Source organism: Kitasatospora sp. NPDC056181, assembly GCF_042266225.1.
GTDB lineage: Bacteria > Actinomycetota > Actinomycetes > Streptomycetales > Streptomycetaceae > Kitasatospora.
The window spans coordinates 1-17,185 of sequence record NZ_JBHJUK010000007.1 but is presented as its reverse complement, the minus strand read 5'-3'; the positions used below and the strand labels follow the sequence as shown (position 1 = coordinate 17,185).

Below are 17,185 nucleotides of genomic sequence, written 5' to 3'. Positions count from 1 at the left end.
CCGTCCGGTGTCGGTCCGCCTGGTCGTCAGCGCGTGATCGGACACGCCGGGAGAGCGAAGAAGGGCAGGCCAGGGGCATGGCCGAGGTCCGGGCCGCCCCGGCCGAGGCGGGGTGGCCCTCGCCGGCGGACGAGTGCAACGGACGGCGCCCCGCTGGTCCGGGCGCACGTGCGACTGCCGTGGTGGCCCGTCAGGCGCGTACGGGGGAGGGAGACGGGCCTCGCCCGAGGCTTCTCCGGGAGGTGCTCCGCGGCGGCGGGGAGTCGGGGCTCGTGGTGCGGGGGAGGGAGGATCCCGGCCCCCACCGCACGCGCCTAAACGCTCACCGGCAGGGCGACGAGGCCGCGGACCAGCCGGGACTGCCGCCGGACGAGCCGGTCGGCAGGGGCCGCCAGCTGCAGACCGGGGAAGCGCTCCAGGAGGACGCCGAGCACGATCTCGACCTCCGCGTGGGCCAGTGGTGCGCCGAGGCAGCGGTGGATCCCGTGGCCGAAGGCCAGATGGCCGGCGGCGTTCGCGCGGCCGAGGTCGAGCCGGTCGGGGTCGGGGAACCTCCCGGGGTCGCGGTTGGCCGCGCCCGGGCACACGAAGACCGGGCTGCCGGCGGGCACCGCGGTGCCGCTGAGATCCACCTCGTCGGGTGCCCAGCGCCAGGTGGCGATGCTGACCGCGGAGTCGTACCGGAGCAGCTCGTCGACGGCGGCCCGGATGCGGTGCGGGTCGGTGCGCAGGTGCTCCAGCTCGGCGGGGTGCTGGAGCAGGGCCAGCACGGCGTTGCCGATCGCCGCGGTGGTGGTCTCGTGGCCGGCGACCAGCAGCAGCACGGCGAGGGAGAGCAGCTCGTCCTCGCCGAGCCGGTCGGCGTCCTCGTCGTGGACGGCGATGAGGTCGGAGAGCAGCGAGCGGTCCGGGTGCGTGCGCTTGCCGCTGATCAGCTGCGACAGGTAGCCGGCCACGGCGTGGGACGCGGCGTCGATCCGCTGGTGGTCGCCGGTGGCGAAAAGGTCGGTCGACCAGGAGCGGATCGAGGGACGGTCGGCCGGGGGCACTCCCAGGAGCTGGCAGATGACGGTGACCGGCAGGGGTCCGGCCAGCTCCTCGACGAGGTCGACCTCGCTGCCGGGCTCCCACGCCCCCACGAGCTGCTCGGCGAGCGAACGGATGTAGGGGCGCAGGCCGTCGACCCGGGCCGGCGTGAACGCCTTGGTCACCAGCCGCCGGAGCCGGGTGTGCTCCGGCGGATCGGTTGCGAGCATCGTGCGTGCGACGGCCGGGTGCAGGGACCGGCCGGACGGTCTGTCGGCGAAGTACGCGCCGGTGTCCTTCGACAGCGGGGCGGTGAACGCCTGCCGTGCCTCCTCGTAGCCGGTGACGACCGCCGCGGTGGTGGCACCGCCGTCCAACGCCACCTGCAGGACGGGAGAGGCCGCGCGCAGGGCGGCGTAGGTGGGGTAGCGGTCTGCGTAGAACGCCGGGTCGGCGAAGGGTGAGGAGGCCATGGTCGATCCCTGTGCCGCTTCAAGTGCCGTCCGCCGCCGGGCGGCCGCGGCGGTGCGGACGATGTCAGTGGTCGCGTACTGCTGAGAGGCCAAGCGTAGCCACAGCGCGCAGGCCCCTCGCCCGGGCGGGCTCGCCGGTCGTCTGCGGGGGACCCTATCCACCCCGTGGCCCGGTGCCTGGCGGCACCGGGCCACGGGATCAGGCCTCGTGGTCGTGGGGCACGATCACCGCGCAGCTCGACGACCTGGAGAAGGCGCCGGTCGAGCGGCGGATACGCATCGCGCCGCCGGCACGCCGCGCGCCGCGCCGCTGACCGGTGTCTCCCCGGTCCGCCCTGTCAGGGCATGGTCGGACGGACCGGGGAGGGGGCGCCGGCCCGGGGCTGAGGAGGGGAGGTTCGCTCCGGGCCGGCGGGCTCGGGTGTCAGTTGGCGCAGCGGGTACCGGGGGCGGGCATCGTGCCGGCCACCAGGTAGGCCTCGTACGCCGCGTCGATGCAGGTGTTGCCCCGGCCGAAGGCGCCGTGCCCCTCGCCCTCGCGGGTGAGCAGGGTGGCGTGGGCCAGGCCCTTGGACAGGTTCTCCGCGGCGGCGTACGGCGTGGCCGGGTCGCCCGTGCTGCCGACGACCAGGATCGGGGCGCTGCCCTCGGCCCGGACGACGTGCGGCTTCTCGGGGGTCTTGAACGGCCAGTTCTCGCACCTGCCGTGCTGGTAGTCCTCGACGGAGACGCCCTGCGTGACCAGCGGGGCCTCGGCCTTGAGCTTGGCCACGACCTTCTGCGCGCGTTCCGGGGACGGCGCGGCGGCGGGCCCGTCGGCGCAGGAGATCGCCGTGTGGGAGTCGTTGAGGCTGGTGTAGCGGCCCTTCTCGTCACGGCCGTGGAAGCGGTCGGCGGACGCGAGGAGGAGGTCGCCGCGCTGCCGGACCATGGCCATGGTGAGGGCGGCGCGCAGGGCCGGCCAGGCGTCCGTCTCGTCGCCGTAGAGGAAGGCCTGGGTGCCGGCCCAGCTCAGGTCGCTGGTGAGCTTGCGCCCGTCGGCGGTGTCCAGCGGGTGGTCGTGCAGGCTCTCCAGGTAGTCCGAGGCCTTCTTCGCCGCGGTGCCCGGGTCGCTGCCGAGCGGGCACTCGGCGGCGTGGGCGCGGACGCAGTCGTCGGCGAAGCGCTGGAGCGAGGACTCGAACCCGATGAGCTGGTCGGTGGACTCGTCCAGGGTGTCGGCGGCCGGGTCGACCGCGCCGTCCAGGATCAGACGACCGGTCCGGGCGGGGAACTCCTCGGCGTAGAGCGTGCCCAGGTAGGTGCCGTAGGAGATGCCCAGGTAGTTGAGCTTCGGGTCGCCGAGCGCCTGGCGCAGGACGTCGAGGTCGCGGGCCGTGTTGCGGGTGCCGACGAAGGGGAGCAGCTTGCCCGCCTTCGCCGCGCAGGCGGTGGCGAACTCCTTGTCCCGCTGTTCGAGCACCACACGACGCTTCGCCGGGTCGACGGGGATGTCCACCTGGTCGCGGTCGTCCCGCTGCCGGTCGGTCAGGCAGGTCACCGGGGAGCTCGCCCCGGTGCCCCGCGGGTCGAACCCCACGACGTCGAAGCGGTTGTGCAGGGCGCCGTCGAAGAGCTGTCGCCCCATTTCGACCATCTCCACGCCGGACCCGCCGGGTCCGCCGGGGTTGATCACCAGGGAGCCGACCCGCTGGGCCGGATCGGCCGCGGGCAGCCGGACCAGCGCGACGCCGAGCGCGTCGGCGCCCGGGGTGGCGTAGTCCAGCGGAACGCGCAGTTCGCCGCACTGCAGCCCGGTCAGGTCCACCGGTCGGCTCCCGGCGTCCGGCCGGCAGGCGTGCCAGTCGATGTGCTGGCCGTAGAAGGCGCCGAGCCGGGGGTCGTCGGCTCCGGCGGGCTTCGCGGCGGCGCCGGCCGGGCCGACGGTGCCGCCGTCGGCCGGTGGGTCGGTCGCCAGGTCGTTGCAGGCGGTGGTGAGCAGCAGGCTGCCGGCGGCGAGTGCCGCCAGCGCGAGGCGGCGGGCGGTCCGGTGGGTGGTCATGGTGGTTCCTGTCGAGCGGGGTCGGGTGTGACGGTGGTTCGGTGCGGACGGCCCCGGCCGTCGACGGTCGGTGGTCCCGCGAGGTGGGGTGCTTCCTCCCGCGCGGCGGCGCGTTCCGTCCCGTCGTGCCTGGCGGAGGGGCGGCGTCCGGCTGGACGCGCGCTCCCAGCGGATCAGGTCGAGGCGTTATCTGACGATTCGTCAGAGATGTTCCCGGGGAGCCTCCCGGTGCGGTCAGCCCGGGCCGGGCTTCCCGGTACCCCCGGCGGGCCGTCGCGCCGGGCGCCGGTCGCCGGGGTCAGCGCCGTGCGGCGGCCGTGTCCAGGTCGGCGGTGAACCGTGCGAACTCCTTCCGCCAGGCGAGGCGGACGCGCATCAGGGTGGGCTCGTCGTCTTCGTTCCCGGGGAGGACGAACGGGAAGGAGCTCCAGAGCAGTTGGCGGTGGACCTCGCCCATCCGGCGCGCCGCGTCATCCCGGTCGAAGCTGTAGACGAGGCTGCCCGGCCGCAGCCCCAGCCCCCTGGTCCTGGCCTGGTGGAAGTGGACGGACCGCGCGGTGGCGGTGACGAAGTAGGTGTCGGCGCCGAGGCCGCCGCCGAGGCAGGAGAGCCACGGGCTGTCATCGAGGAACACGCCGAAGACGGTGAGCGGGGGATCGGTCGCATCCATCTCCCGCACCATCTGCTCGACCTGCTTGATCGTGGCGGCCTTGCGCACTGCCATCCGTCTGTCCTCCCGCCCCGGCCGGCCCGGCGTCGGGGGCCGGCCCTGTCCGTGACCGATCGGGCGTCGAGTGTCGCCCGGGGTGGCCGGGGCGCATCCCGTGCCCCGGCCGTGGCCCAACGTAGGGGCTGCGGGGGTCGGAGAGGATGACGGTCGGCACCGAAAGACTCAGGACGTTCGGGACCCTTCGGTCCGCAAGGGTCGGGCCGGTGACCCGGCGGTGGAAGGCGCCGGGGAAAGTCTGCGGGCCGGGCGGTGCCGCTTCGGGCCCGTCGGCCCCGTCGGACCGTCTAGTCTCGTCGAATCCCGCGCTCCTCCGCCGGGATTCCCCGTGCCGCCGTCCGCAAACCGCGAAGCGTGGTCGTTTTCGGCCGTCGGCGTTTCACCGCCGGCTTCCGCCTGGCCGGACGGGTGCCGTCGTCCGGATCGGCCTCGTCCGCGCGGCCGGGGATCTTCCTCCAAAGTCCTGAAACACTCATGGAGTTGACGTTGTCCGACCGCTTCCGAGCCCTGCCCCCGTCGCCCACCCTCGCGGGCGCCGGCCGGCGGGCCGCCGCCCGGGGCCGGGCGCTGGCCGCCTCCGTCCTGTTGGCGACCCTGGCGTCCTGCGGCCCGTCGACGGCCGGCGGCCCGCCCGCATCGGCGCCGACGAACGCTTCCGCCACGGTCGTCGTCCCGGCCACCACCGTCCCGGCGGACGGCCGGACGTGCCTCACCGGAGCGTTGACCTACGACCACCACGACGCGGAGGCCGGCACGAAGGGGGCCGAGCGGCTCACCACCGCGGTGGCCCGCGGCGGCACCTGGGAACTGTGGGGCCGGCTCTCGACGGACGGCGCGGACCAGTTGCTCGCCTCGGGCGTCACCGACGACGGGGGCTGGTTCCGGGCCTGCGCGGGCCGGGCCGGTCAGCTGACCGAGGCCCACCTGACGTTCCGGTCCAGCGGCGGCGACCTGTGGCGGGTGATCAGCCCCACCGGCGGCACCGAGTACGCCTTCGACTCCGGGCGGCTGCGCGACGTCGCGGGCAACCGGGACCTCGGCACCCTCAAGGTGCCCGCCGACCGGCAGGACGCCTGGAAGATCGTCGACACCGTGGGCGACCTCTACCGCAAGGTGACGGCCGCCGAGGGCCCGGGCTCGCGCTGCTGGACCCGGCACCAGACCACCGGAGGCTGCGACGAGCTGACCTTCACCTGGGCGCCGGAGGCCACGGTCGGCGGCTTCTGGGAGCCCGACACCCGCAACGTCGTGCTCGCCGGCGAGCACACCGCCTCCCGGCACACCATCCTCCACGAGGCTTCCCACTGGCTCCAGTTCGAGCTCTACGACCACTGGTTCCCGGACGCCCCGGGCTGCGAGAACCACACCTTCGACGTCGCCACCACGCCCGGGTGCGCCTGGACCGAAGCCTTCGCGGACGCGGCGGCGGCCTACGTACTGGGCGACTACCGCTACGTCTACCCGGACGGCCAGGACTTCGACCTGCACAACGACGGCGCCACCGCGTGGGACCGCGGCGACGCCGTCCAGGGCCGCGTCGGCGGCTCCCTGCTCGACCTCTGGGCCGCGGACGGTCCGGACGGCGGGACGTGGGACCGGACCGTCCGGCTGATGGGCGAGCAGCGCAGCGCCGACTTCCGCCAGTACTTCACCGAGGGCCGGCCCCGGGCGGGTCTCTCCACCACGGACGCGGCCGGCCGGATCATCGCCGACCACACCATCGCGTACTGACCGGCGGTCCCGGCGCAGGCGGGGGAGGCCCCCCTGGTTGCGCCCTGCCGACAAGCCCGGTGGTAGGCCATGGGGTTGCTCGTGCTCCGGCGCCTGTTCGTCCCCGCGGACGGGCGCCCGGATCACGCACGTGCCGATTCCACGGCCAGACACTGGTAGTGGCTTCCGAAGTGCACCAGGGGGTCGGCGGCACCGTTCTGGTCGCACCACATGGGCTGCCCCAGCACGAGCAGGTGGTCGGCGGCGGCGACGGTGCGCTCGACCCGGCACACCAGGGCCGCCATCGCCTCGTCGATCACCGGGACGTTCCGGACCAGCCGGTGGCCGACGCCGGTGAACCGCTGTTCGGCCGGTGCGGTGGCGAACCGGTCGGCCAGGTCCTGGTGACGGCGGCCGAGCAGGTTGATGCCGAAGGCACCCTGGCTGGTGATCACGGCCAGGGTGCGGCTGCTCCGGTACAGCGACACCAGAACGAGCGGCGGGCTGAGCGAGACCGAGGTGAACGAGCTGGCCGTGCAACCGGTCGGCCGGCCCTGGGCCGCGGCGGTGACCAGGGCGACCCCCGTGGCCCAGCGGCGCATGACGCTCCGCAGGGCCGGTCCGGTGACGGCCGGGGTCTCCGGCCGGGGCGTCACCGGACCGGTCACGGTGTCAGGATCCGGCCCGGCCGTCACGACACCCTCACCGGATCCGCGTCCGCGTTCGGCGAGATCGCAGCCGACTCGGCCGCCGCCAGGTCGGCCTGATGGGACGTCGGATCCCCCAGGGCGAGGTGGCATTCGGCGCGCTGTCGCAGCAGGTCGGCTCGGTCGGCACCGGGCAGCAGCAGTGCGGCGGTGTAGTCGCGGCGGGCCGACTCCCAGTCACCGGCGCTCTGGTGGACGTAACCACGGTTGTAGAGCAGGTCCGGATTGTCGGCCTCGATCGCCAGCGCCCGGGTGAGATCCGCGACGGCGGTGCGGTGGTCGCCCGTCTCCAGGACCAGGGCCGCGCGGTTGGCCAGCGCGCTCACCAGGTCCGGCTCGGCGTTCAGCGCCAGGTCGAAGTCGCGCAGCGCCGCCCGGTCGGCGCCCGCGTCCAGCGCCAGCAGCCCCCGGGCGCACAGCAGGCGGGCGTCGCCCGGATGGTGGCGCAGCCCCTCCTCGACCTGGGCCAGCGAGCCCGCCGCGTCGCCCTGCTCCCGCAGCAGGCTGGCGAGGTTGATCCGGGCGTCCAACTCGTCGGGTTCCAGCTCGAGCACGTACCCCAGGTCCGCGATCGCGCCCGCCAGGTCACCCAGTTCCAGGCGCAGGTCGGCCCGGTTGTAGTGCATCTCCCAGAACGGCGCGGCGAAGGTGATCGACTCGCTGTAGTCGGCCAACGCGCCGGGCAGGTCGCCCATCCGGCGCCGCAGGTCGGCCCGGTCGAAGTAGTAGTCCGGGTAGTTGGGATCCAGCTCGATGACGGTGTCGATGTCGGCCAGCGCCTCCTCCAGCCGGCCGAGCACCGTGTACACCCGGCCCCGGTTGTGCACCAGCACGGAGCGGTGCAAGCGGTGCTTCTCGGCGGGGAGTTCGCGGTCGATGTCGGCCAGACCGGTGCTGACCAGGCGCAGCGCCTCGGTCGGGTTGCCCAGCTGGAGCTCCACCAGGGCCAGGCCGTTGCGGTTGAAGACCGACTGGAAGACGCGCTGGTCGTGGTCCGGCAGCAGGGAGGCCATCGCGAGCACGTTGTTCAGGTGGGCCTTGGCCAGCTGGTGGTCCTTGTGCTCGGCCGGGTAGTAGCGCGTGTAGAGCATGGCGAGGGCGTAGCCGGAGAAGATGTGCAGCATCGGCTGGTCGAACATGGCGCGCAGCTCGATGTAGCGCCGTTCGGCCTCCTCCGGCCGGCCGAGGATCGCCAGTGCGGTGGTGACCTTGGTGCCCAGCATCCAGTACTTCCGGGGCTCCTCGGCCGGGTCCATCAGGGCCGTGCCACGTCCGGCCACGTCGAGCAGCGAGTGGTAGAAGCCCATCGAGACCAGGTACTCGGCGGCTTCGAGGAACGCGTCGGCGGCCGCTTTCCGGTCGCTGCCGTGCTCCAGGTGATAGGGGATAGCCCCGAGACACAGGCTCCAGTCTCCGCTGCGGCGCAGCTCGGCCGCCCGCTGGTCGTGCAGTCGGGCCCGCTCGGCGGCGTCGACGCGACGGTAGGCGGCTTGTTCAGCGGGGTCGTGGGAGGTGCCGTCGGACTCGACGTAGGCCAGGGCCGGCTTGTGATGATCGGTCAGGTGTTCGTGCTCGTCCGGATGTTGGGCGACGGTGTGGGTGGCATGGGCGGCGAGAGCCGTGGTGAGTTCGGGGATCAGGTCGGCGCCGCCGGTGTGCACGGTGACCGTCACCAGGTCCGGCAGGGCCCGGCGCAGCAGGATGGCGAGGAACTCCTGGTCGGTGTGATCGGCCTCGTCGACCCGGTCGAAGCGCAGGGCCAGCGCGTGGCCGCGCTCGCGGGCGTGGCCGTGCAGGAACTCGATGATGCCGTGGGCGAGGCGGCGGGTGCGCTTCGCCGGGTAGAGGCGGGTGCGCTCGTTGGGCACGGCCAGCGAGGTGAGGGTCTGCGGTCCGGCGCCGATCAGGTCCTTGAGTTCCGGAGCAGCGGACAGGATTTCGACGGCGTGGTGCGCCACGAGCTCCGGGCGGGCCCGGTGCGCATCCGGAACCAGTGAGCGCAGCAGGGTGCCCAGACCGGTGTACGGTCCGCGCAGCCGCCGGTGGCAGTCGGCTCGGGCGTCGTACCGGTCGTCGTGCGCGGTGCCTTCGGGCTGGAGGTGCCAGGTGTGGGAGGTCACGGGTTTTCCTTTCGTGAGTGCGCGGGCCGGTCACGCGGCGGCGCGGCGTTGCCTGCGGCCGACCAGCAGGGGCAGCACGACGACCTGGACGACGATGACGAGCAGGGCGACGGCGGCATCCCAGAGCCGGCCGTCGCTCAGCGAGCGGTGCGCGATGCCGTCGGCGAGTTGCTGGGCGAACGACACGGCCGGCAGGACGACGGTGAACACGGCGGCGACCAGCAGGAAGGCGGTGCCGATCGCGGTCAGCAGGGCGTACCAGGGGGCCAGCGCCCGCTCCCGCGCCGTCCAGCGGTCCTCCGCCCAGCCGCCCCGGCCCAGACGGTGGCGCAGATAGGCCGAACCCACCTCGTGCAGGTCGGCGCAGCCCAGGGCCGTGGCGAGGACGTAGTAGAGGTCGGTACGCAGGAAGATCAGGAACTGCCAGGCCAGCCGGGGCAGGATCAGGTACGCCACGGCGAGGGCGAACCGCCCGGCCCAGGACGGTCCGGTCGCGAGGTCGACCGCCGCCGCGAGGGTGAGCGCGCCGAAGAGCACGACCTCGCCGAGCATCCCGGCCAGGAAGGGCAGGTAGCGCTGCGCGGGCCGCACACCGAACAGCGCGTCGAGCCGGGTCTCGAAGACCACGAAGTAGAGCCGTCGTCCGATGCCCAGGCCGGTGGGCAGGCCGAGCCTGCGGCCGGCCAGGACGTGCCAGCCCTCGTGCCAGAGCATGAGTGGCATCTGCACCGCGGCGAGGGTCACCTCCACCGCGACCAGGGACGGGACGAAGAACAGGTTCCGGGTGTGCGGCTGCAGTCGGGGCTCGTAGATCATCGCCGCGATCGCCAGTGCGGTGATCAGCGCGTAGCAGCTCCAGCCGAGCGGCGAGAACACGGCACGTCCCCAGGCCTGGAGGCGTACGGGCACGGGCTCGGCGGCGGCGCCGGGCTCGTGGACGAAGCCGAGATCGCGCATGGCCTCGATGAAGTCGGCCAGGTCGACCGGCTCTCCGTAGGCCGCGTGGTACCAGGCGGCGGCCTCGGCGAGCGGCATGCCGTCGGCCAGGCGTCGCAGCAGCGCCGCGCCGTCCTCCGGGAGCAGCGCGAAGGACCCGGTGTCGGGCCGGCCCACCAGCGTGCCGTCGCGTTCGGTGACGAAGGTGAGCGGATGGAACGCGAGGTCGGCGGTCGCCATGATCTCTCCCTCGGAGGGGTGCGGGCCTCCCGGACGGGTGCGGCCCGCTCGGGCGGGTGCGGCGGGACGAACCCGGGCCTGCGTGCTGTGCTGCACGCAGGCCCGGGGGTGTCAGCGGGTCAGCAGACCACGAGGACGTAGGACGCCGGCGAGGTGAGCTTGATGGAACCGGTCTTGCGCACAGCGATCTTCTTCATGGTTCGACTCCCTTGATGGAGAGGTGGGTTGGCACCGCCCGCCCTGGTGGCGGATCGGCGAGTCCGACGATGGCATGGCGTCCGGTGGGCGGACATGGGTAGTCGGTCCCCGTCTTCCCGCCCGGAGCCGGGACGGAAAACGGGGGCCCGATCCCCATACCGGGGTAGGCCGGGCTCGGACACCATCCAAGCCATGCGAAATGACGCCCTCTCCGTGATCGCCTGTGGCTCGATCGCGGCCAAGGACCTGCCGAACTACCTCGTCTTCCTCCGCCAGGAGATCGACCTGCCGTTGAGGGTCCTGCTGACCGCGAGCGCCGCGCGCTTCGTCCACCCCCAGGTACTGGCCTGGCACGCGGACGAGGTGTACGTCGCCGACGACCCGACCCTCAACCCCACCGAGTTCGCGCACCGCTCGCTCGGCCTGGTGGTGCTGCCCGCCACCGCCAACACCCTCGCTGCGGCGGCACTCGGGCTGGCCGCCACGCCGGCCCAGACGGTACTGCTGGCCCACGAGCGGCCCGCACTGTTCTTCCCGAACATGAACGGCTCGATGTGGCGCAAACCCGCGACCCGACGTCACGTCAGTACGCTGCGCGCCGACGGCCACACCGTGGTCGAGCCGACCGAGCGCGAGATGTTCCTGCTGTGGCAGAAGGAGAACGGCGTCGGGCCTGCCATGCCGGGGCCCGACGAGGCCGCCGAGACGGTCGTGAAGTGGCTGGAGGACGCCCTCAACGGCGACGACGAGTCGGCATAGGGTGCGCCTTGATCGGGATCAGCAGACCGGAGGGGATCACGATGACGGAACCGCGCGTGGACCGGTTCAGTGGACTCGTCGGACGCGAGGACGAACTCGCCCTGCTGGACCGCGTCCTGCAGGACGCGCGGCAGTCGCGGGGCGGTACGGTGTGCGTGACCGGAGAGCCGGGGATCGGGAAGACCAGACTGGCCGGCGAGGTGATCACGCTGGCCCGGGAGGCCGGGATGACCGTGCTCAAGGGCCGCTGCATCGCCACCGGCCCGGCCGTGCCGTACCGGTCGCTCACCGAGGCACTGCTGTCACTCGCCCGGGCCGGTGGCGCGCCGCCCACCGACGCGCTCGGACCGTACCTGCCCGTGCTGGGCCGCCTGGTCCCCGAGTGGGCGGTCGGGGACGCCTGCGACCGGTCGCCGATCGTGCTGGCCGAGGCCGTGGTCCGGCTGGCCGCCGCCTGCGGCCGGGAGCGCGGCTGCCTGCTCGTCATCGACGACCTGCACGACGCGGACCTCGAGACGCTGGCGGTCCTGGAGTACCTGGCGGCCAACCTGGCCCTGCTGCCGGTCGCCGTCGTCGCCACCCTGCGGGACACGCCGGGCGCCGCCCACTCGCTCGCGGACACGCTGGCCCAGCGCGGGGAAGCCGGCCTGTTGAGACTCGGCCGGCTCGGTGCCGCGCAGGTGCACGCGCTGACCGCGAACTGTCTCGGCTGCCCGCCGGACGAACTGCCTGTGGCGGTGTCCGACCAGGTGCTCGCCGACAGCAGCGGAATCCCGTTCACCGCCGCCGAGTTGATCCGCGGCATGCGCGCCGAGGGCCGACTCGTCCGCACCGAGGGCCGCTGGCGGCTGGTCGGCACCAGCCGCGCGGCCGTCCCGTTCACCCTGGTCCGGGCGGTCGAGCAGCGGGCGGAGCGGCTCGGACCGCAGACGCTCCGGCTGCTGTCGGCCGCCGCAGTGCTGGGCCGCAGCTTCCCGCTGTCGGTGGCGCGGCGCTGCGCCGCGCCGGACGACCACGAGCCCGCCGTCTCGCTGCGCTCCGCCGTCGTCGACGGCCTGCTGGTGCCGGACGACGAGCGTGGGCCCGACTGGTACGCCTTCGAACATCCACTGACCCAGGAGGCGTTGCTCGACCGGCTCACGCCGGCCGACCGGGCCGAGCTCGCCGCCCGGGCCGTGGCGGCCATGAACGAGCTCGACCCGAGCCTGCCCGGCACGTGGTGCCTGCTGGCCGCGCGGCTGCACGGGCGGGCGGGGGACCGCCGGACCGCCGCCGTCCGCTACCTGGAGGTGGCCCGCCGTGCCCTGGCCGGCCACGGGCCCGGAACGGCGATCGCGGCGCTGCACGAAGCCCGGTCGGCCTTGGGGCCTGTCGACGGATCGGACGTCCACCTGCCTGACGACGCCGTACCGGCGGGCGTGCGACGGGAGTTGCTGGAGACCCTGCTGCTCGCCCTGGCGGACGACGGCCGGCTCGACCGGGCCACCGAGGTGGCGCAGCAACTGCGCCGGGCCGATGTCGAGGCCGATCCGGGACGCCGGGTCGAGCTGCACGTGCGGCTGGCCTGGGCGGCGCAGGTGGCGGGGCAGTGGGACGTGGGACTGGAACAGGTCCGCGCTGCCCGGGAGCTGCTGCCCGAGGGGGCGGGTGCGCGGGACACCGCGGGCATCGACGTGGTCGAGGCCTACCTGGTGGTGTCGACGGCGGAGCAGGGGCGGATCGGCCGCAGCGAGCAACTGGCCCGCCGGGCGATCGAGGGCGCGGAACAGCGCGGTGACCACGCACTGGCCTGCCAGGCGTGGTACGCGATGGGTTTCGCGACCCGTGGGCGTTCCCTGGCCGAATCCGACCGGTGCTTCCGCCGCACGCTGCGGTTGGCCGCCGAGAGCCGCCAGGTGAGCTGGCACAACCACGGGCTGATCGGCCTGGGCAGCAACGCCTGGCTCGCCGAGGCCGACCTGGACGGGCTGCACCACGCCCACCAGGAGGCGATGCGAACCGGTTGCGTGAGCCTGGCGCACAACGTCGGGGCGATGCTGGCGCTCGACGCGGTGCTGCGAGCCGACTTCGACCGGGCCGCGGCCCTGCTGGACGGCTCCAGGGCCGAGACCGAGCGACTGCAGTTGCACTCGGTGTCCCGGTACGCCCTGATGGTGGGCGCGGTGGCCGCCGCCCACCGGGCCCGCAGGCCCCAACTGCGGGCGGCGCTCGCCCGGTTCCGGACCAGCGGTGGGAACGAGTCGCGGGAGGCACCGCTCGTGCTCGGTCTGGCCGAGCTGTTCTGCGCGCTGCTGGAGGAGGACCACGAGCAGGCGGCGGAGCTGGCTGCGCGGCTGGCCGCCGCCGTCCCGCCGGACGAGGAGAACTACTTCCACCTCGCCGGCAGCCACGGGCTGGTCCTGCTGCTGTCCGTGCTGGCCGGGCGAGCCGACTGGGCAGAGGTCGAACGGATCACCGCGAGTCAGGCGGGCCGGATGCGGTGGAACCGGCAGTTCGTCGGCCTGGCCCGGGCGGTCCTGTACGGGCGGGAAGGTCGCCCGGCCGAGGCCGTGGCGGCGTTCCGCGCTGCGCAGGCCGACGCGGTGATCTTCCCGACGGCTCGTCACCTCGGCCTGCGTCTGGTCGCCGACGCCGCGGGCACCGACGGATGGGGGGCGGTCCGCGACTGGTTGACCGAGGCCGAGAAGTACTTCCACCACTCGGGTGCCGACGCCGTCGCCGCCGCGTGCCGCTCCCGGCTGCGTTCGCTGGGCGCTCCGGTCGGGCAGCGCCGTACCGGCACGGATCGGATTCCGGCCGAACTCGTCGCGCTCGGCGTCACCCTGCGCGAGTACGACGTCTTCTGCCTGCTGGTCGAACGCGTCGGCAACAAGGCCGTGGCCGCGCGCCTGCAGATCTCTCCCCGGACGGTCGAGAAGCACATCGCCAGTCTGATCGGCAAGACCAACTCCGCCACCCGTGCCCAGCTGTGCGACTTCGTGGCGGACTTCCTCGCCGCACGGTAGGCCTGCCGGGAAATCTGATGCGCCACCCTGAATGGGCGATGGTGTGTCAGAGTTGTGGAGTGACAGTGCAGACGATTCAGCCGGTTCCGCTGCCCGCGGCATCCGGCGCCTGGTGGCTGCCCGCACTGTCGCCGGCCGAACGCGATGCCCTGCCGCCCGGGCGAACGCCACGCTGGGCCGAGTCGGTGGAACAGGCGCTGCGCCTCGCCGAGTCGGCACCCGGCGGGCGGATCCGCTCGCTCCCCGGGACGGGCCCCGAGGGCCGACTGCTGCATCCGCTGCTGCCGTTCCTGCGGACCACCTCCCGCCACTTCGCGGCGGCGAACCCTGCAGCGGCAGGGCGGCGAGCGGTGTGGGCCGGTGCACGGCGCCACCTGGCCGACGGCTTGGTGCGGCTGGCCGGACGCACACTGGTACAAGAGTTGGGGCACGCGCGCCGGGCCGGAACCTTGACCGGGCAGGACGGGCGGGAGCGGTTCGACGCGTTCCTGTGCGAGGTCGCCGCCGGACCGGCCCTGGGCGCGGTGCTGCACCGTCATCCCGTGCTGGCCCGGCTGCTGGCCGAACGGTGCATGCGCACCGTGGCCGCAGCCACCGAACTGCTGGAGCGGCTCCACGCGGACCGGGAGCAGCTCACCGCCGCCCTGCTCGACGGCGAGCCCGGTCGGTTGACCCGGGTCCGCTTCGGACTGGGGGACCCGCATGCGGCGGGCCGGTCCGTCGCCGTGCTGGAGTTCGACGGCGGGCAGCGCCTGGTGTACAAGCCGCGCCCGCTCGGTCTGCACGCCCGGTGGAACGAACTGCTCGCCTGGTTCGGCGGACACCAGCCCCAACTGGCGGCGCGAGCAGTTCGGTTGCTGCCGCGGGCGGGGTACGGCTGGGCCGAGTACGTCGCGCCGCGCCCATGCCGGTCCCAAGCCGAAGTCGGGCGGTTCTACGAGCGGCTCGGCGCCCAGCTCGCGCTGCTGCACGTGGTGAACGCGGTCGACATCCATGCCGAGAACCTCATCGCCGCGCGCGACCAGCCGGTCGTGGTGGACGTGGAGACGCTGTTCCACCCGTGCTGGGCGCCCGTCACCGACGGCGGCGCCGATCCGGCCGCCCGGGCGCTCGCCGCGTCCGTGCAGCGGACCATGGTGCTGCCGAACCCGTGGTTCGGCGGCGGCGGTTCACTCGACCTCTCGGCACTTGGCGCCCGGGCCGACCAGTGGACGCCGGACCCGATGCCCGGGTGGGCGGACGCGGGCACCGACCTGATGCGGCTGGTCCGCCGCCCGGCGCGCTGGCCGGGTGCCGACAACCGCCCGGTGCTGGCCGGGAGACCCGCCGATCCGGCCGACCAGCTCGACCGGCTGCTGTGCGGATTCCGCGCCGGCTACCGGGCGATTGCCGCACATTCCCATGAACTGCTCGGTGAGCAGGGGCTGTTGCTTCGCTTTGCGGGTGAGACGATGCGCCTGGTGGCGCGGCCCAGTCAGAGCTATGCGACGCTGCTCGCCGAGGCGACCGAGCCGGAGCTGCTGCGCGACCACTCCGGTCGGGAGCGGGCCTTCGCCGCACTGCACGACGAGACCGGCTACCCGCACCTGCACGTGCTGGCGCCCCACGAACTCACCGACCTGCTCGCCGGCGACGTCCCGTTCTTCACCACGACCCCCGCCGCCCGCACCCCGCGGACCTGGGACGGTCGTGAACTCCCGTTCCTGCTCGACGAATCCGGGCTGACGGCCGCCGCCGGGACGATCCGGGGGATGTCGGAGGGCGACCTCGACCGGCAGGTATGGCTGATCCGCGCCTCCCTGGCCGCCGGACGACGGTCTCCGGGCCGCCATGCTCCGGGGCGCCCCGCTGCCGAATCCGAGGACGCCTACGACGGCGACCCCGGTGCCCGGGCGCTGGAGCTCGCACGGGGGATCGGGGAGGACCTGCTCTCCCGGGTTTGTCGGGGCGAGGGCCGGGTGAACTGGCTCGGGCTGCAGGAGGCCGGGCCAGGGCAGTGGGCGGTGCTGCCGATGGGCATGGCGCTCGGCGACGGCTACACCGGCCCGGCGCTGTTCCTCGCCGAACTGGGCCGGCTCACGGGGGCGGTCCGCTATCAGGAGGCCGCCGCCCAGGCCGTCCGCGTCCTCCCACAGCTCCTGAGGCTCTTGGCGGAGCACCCCGAACTCGCGCGTGCCGTGGGGCCGGGCGGCTTCTCCGGGCTCGGCGGCATCAGCTACGCCACCGCCCGGCTCGCCACCCTGCTGGACTCCCCGGAGCTGAGCGCCGCCCTGCCCGCCGGCCTCGCCGCACTTCACACGGCCGCCGTCGACCCGGCAGCCCCCATGGACATCGCCGACGGCCTGGCCGGTGCCCTGCTCGCGGCCGAGGCCGTGCATGCTCAGACGCGGCTGCCGGCGGCCGCCGAACTCGCCCACACTGTCAGGACCTTGGCGGGCCGTCGGCCCCGTCCTGAGCGGCCCGGATTCCTCCACGGCCACGAGGGCGTCGCGTGGGCCCTGCGGGAGCGAGCGGCGGTGGACCTGGCGGACTCCGACGGCCCCGGCCGTTGCCCGGACTGGGTCGGCCGGGCGCTGCGCGCCCGCGAGGCGGACCAGCACCTCGCCCTGCTCGCCGACCGCGTGCCGATGCCGGGCCACTCGCTCCGCCACGGCGAACTCGGGCTGTTGGAACCACTGGTGGAGCTGATGCCGACCGATGCCGGCCATCGCCGTACGGCCGCTCGACTGGTGCGGTCCGTCGAACAGCAAGGCGCCCGTTGCGGCACCCCCGGCGAGGTGCCCACACCCGGCCTGCTGACCGGACTGGCCGGCATCGGCTACGGCCTGCTGCGGCTCGGCTTCGGCCCCAGGATCCCCTCGGTGCTGCTGTTGCGACCGGCAGCAGGACCGGGGCCCGTCGAACGAGAGGGAAGACATCACCATGATGGACGGCGAACTGCTCGACAATGTGGACAACGAGCTGCAGGAGACCGACGAGCGTCGCACGGCGGCTGATCACGCGGCCCGCCAGGCCCGGCTGCGGGTGGCGATCCTCGCCGGCCTGACCGTTGGCGCGGCTACCGTGGTCGCACTGGGCCAGGGGGACCCAAACACAAGCACCGTCGCGAGCATTGTCCTCTGAGAAAGCGTCATTGTCCGAGACCGGTGGTGGGGGGGGGCGCGGGGGGGGCCCCCCCCCCCCCCCCCGCGGGGGGGATAAAAAAAAAACAACGCACCACACAGCGTTGGAAGGTGGGTGGGA

Annotated in this window: 10 protein-coding genes; 4 read left to right on the top strand and 6 right to left on the bottom strand. The window is 73.8% G+C overall.

Annotation, left to right across the window (positions count from 1 at the left end; genetic code table 11):
• Window positions 1–314: 314 nt before the first annotated feature.
• The 3 genes from ACFC1F_RS05050 to ACFC1F_RS05040 form a co-directional block, all read right to left on the bottom strand.
• Entirely contained in the window at window positions 315–1,499 is a 1,185-nt protein-coding gene (locus tag ACFC1F_RS05050) for a cytochrome P450 (RefSeq protein WP_376155761.1), read from the bottom strand.
• 424 nt (window positions 1,500–1,923) lie between these two features.
• Window positions 1,924–3,540, bottom strand: a complete 1,617-nt coding sequence (locus ACFC1F_RS05045; protein ID WP_376155759.1) for an alpha/beta hydrolase — start codon at window positions 3,538–3,540, stop codon at window positions 1,924–1,926.
• Window positions 3,541–3,838: 298 nt separating this feature from the next.
• Window positions 3,839–4,264, bottom strand: coding sequence for a hypothetical protein (locus ACFC1F_RS05040; RefSeq protein ID WP_376155757.1), 426 nt, complete (start codon window positions 4,262–4,264; stop codon window positions 3,839–3,841).
• Between the two features lie 483 nt (window positions 4,265–4,747).
• Here ACFC1F_RS05040 and ACFC1F_RS05035 point away from each other — a divergent pair, with 483 nt between their 5' ends.
• Window positions 4,748–5,998: a metalloprotease gene (locus ACFC1F_RS05035; RefSeq protein WP_376155755.1), complete on the top strand. Its 1,251-nt coding sequence runs from the start codon at window positions 4,748–4,750 to the stop codon at window positions 5,996–5,998.
• A gap of 122 nt (window positions 5,999–6,120) precedes the next feature.
• Here the strand turns inward: ACFC1F_RS05035 and ACFC1F_RS05030 are convergent, their stop codons facing one another.
• The 3 genes from ACFC1F_RS05030 to ACFC1F_RS05020 are packed head-to-tail and all read right to left on the bottom strand — an operon-like array spanning window position 6,121 to window position 9,980.
• Complete coding sequence (locus ACFC1F_RS05030; RefSeq protein ID WP_376155753.1) at window positions 6,121–6,645, bottom strand: flavin reductase family protein; 525 nt, start codon at window positions 6,643–6,645, stop codon at window positions 6,121–6,123.
• Window positions 6,646–6,668: 23 nt separating this feature from the next.
• Window positions 6,669–8,804 (bottom strand): tetratricopeptide repeat protein, encoded by a 2,136-nt coding sequence (locus ACFC1F_RS05025; protein ID WP_376155751.1) that lies wholly within the window; start codon window positions 8,802–8,804, stop codon window positions 6,669–6,671.
• Between the two features lie 30 nt (window positions 8,805–8,834).
• Window positions 8,835–9,980, bottom strand: a complete 1,146-nt coding sequence (locus ACFC1F_RS05020) for a hypothetical protein (RefSeq protein ID WP_376155749.1) — start codon at window positions 9,978–9,980, stop codon at window positions 8,835–8,837.
• A gap of 390 nt (window positions 9,981–10,370) precedes the next feature.
• Between ACFC1F_RS05020 and ACFC1F_RS05015 the strand changes: the two genes are divergently transcribed.
• The 3 genes from ACFC1F_RS05015 to ACFC1F_RS05005 all read left to right on the top strand — a co-directional run bounded on the left by ACFC1F_RS05015 (window position 10,371) and on the right by ACFC1F_RS05005 (window position 16,938).
• Window positions 10,371–10,937, top strand: coding sequence for a flavoprotein (locus ACFC1F_RS05015; protein WP_206671055.1), 567 nt, complete (start codon window positions 10,371–10,373; stop codon window positions 10,935–10,937).
• A gap of 41 nt (window positions 10,938–10,978) precedes the next feature.
• Complete coding sequence (locus tag ACFC1F_RS05010; RefSeq protein WP_376155747.1) at window positions 10,979–13,942, top strand: AAA family ATPase; 2,964 nt, start codon at window positions 10,979–10,981, stop codon at window positions 13,940–13,942.
• Window positions 13,943–14,007: 65 nt separating this feature from the next.
• A complete protein-coding gene (locus tag ACFC1F_RS05005) occupies window positions 14,008–16,938 on the top strand; it encodes a type 2 lanthipeptide synthetase LanM family protein (RefSeq protein WP_376155746.1) in 2,931 nt (976 codons plus the stop codon).
• Window positions 16,939–17,185: the final 247 nt, after the last annotated feature.

Bases quoted from the DNA above. Each gene is read 5' to 3' on its own strand.
- ACFC1F_RS05050 (WP_376155761.1), bottom strand. From the start codon at position 1,499: ATGGCCTCCTCACCCTTCGCCGACCCGGCGTTCTACGCAGACCGCTAC.
- ACFC1F_RS05010 (WP_376155747.1), top strand. From the start codon at position 10,979: ATGACGGAACCGCGCGTGGACCGGTTCAGTGGACTCGTCGGACGCGAG.
- ACFC1F_RS05020 (WP_376155749.1), bottom strand. From the start codon at position 9,980: ATGGCGACCGCCGACCTCGCGTTCCATCCGCTCACCTTCGTCACCGAA.
- ACFC1F_RS05015 (WP_206671055.1), top strand. From the start codon at position 10,371: ATGCGAAATGACGCCCTCTCCGTGATCGCCTGTGGCTCGATCGCGGCC.
- ACFC1F_RS05045 (WP_376155759.1), bottom strand. From the start codon at position 3,540: ATGACCACCCACCGGACCGCCCGCCGCCTCGCGCTGGCGGCACTCGCC.
- ACFC1F_RS05040 (WP_376155757.1), bottom strand. From the start codon at position 4,264: ATGGCAGTGCGCAAGGCCGCCACGATCAAGCAGGTCGAGCAGATGGTG.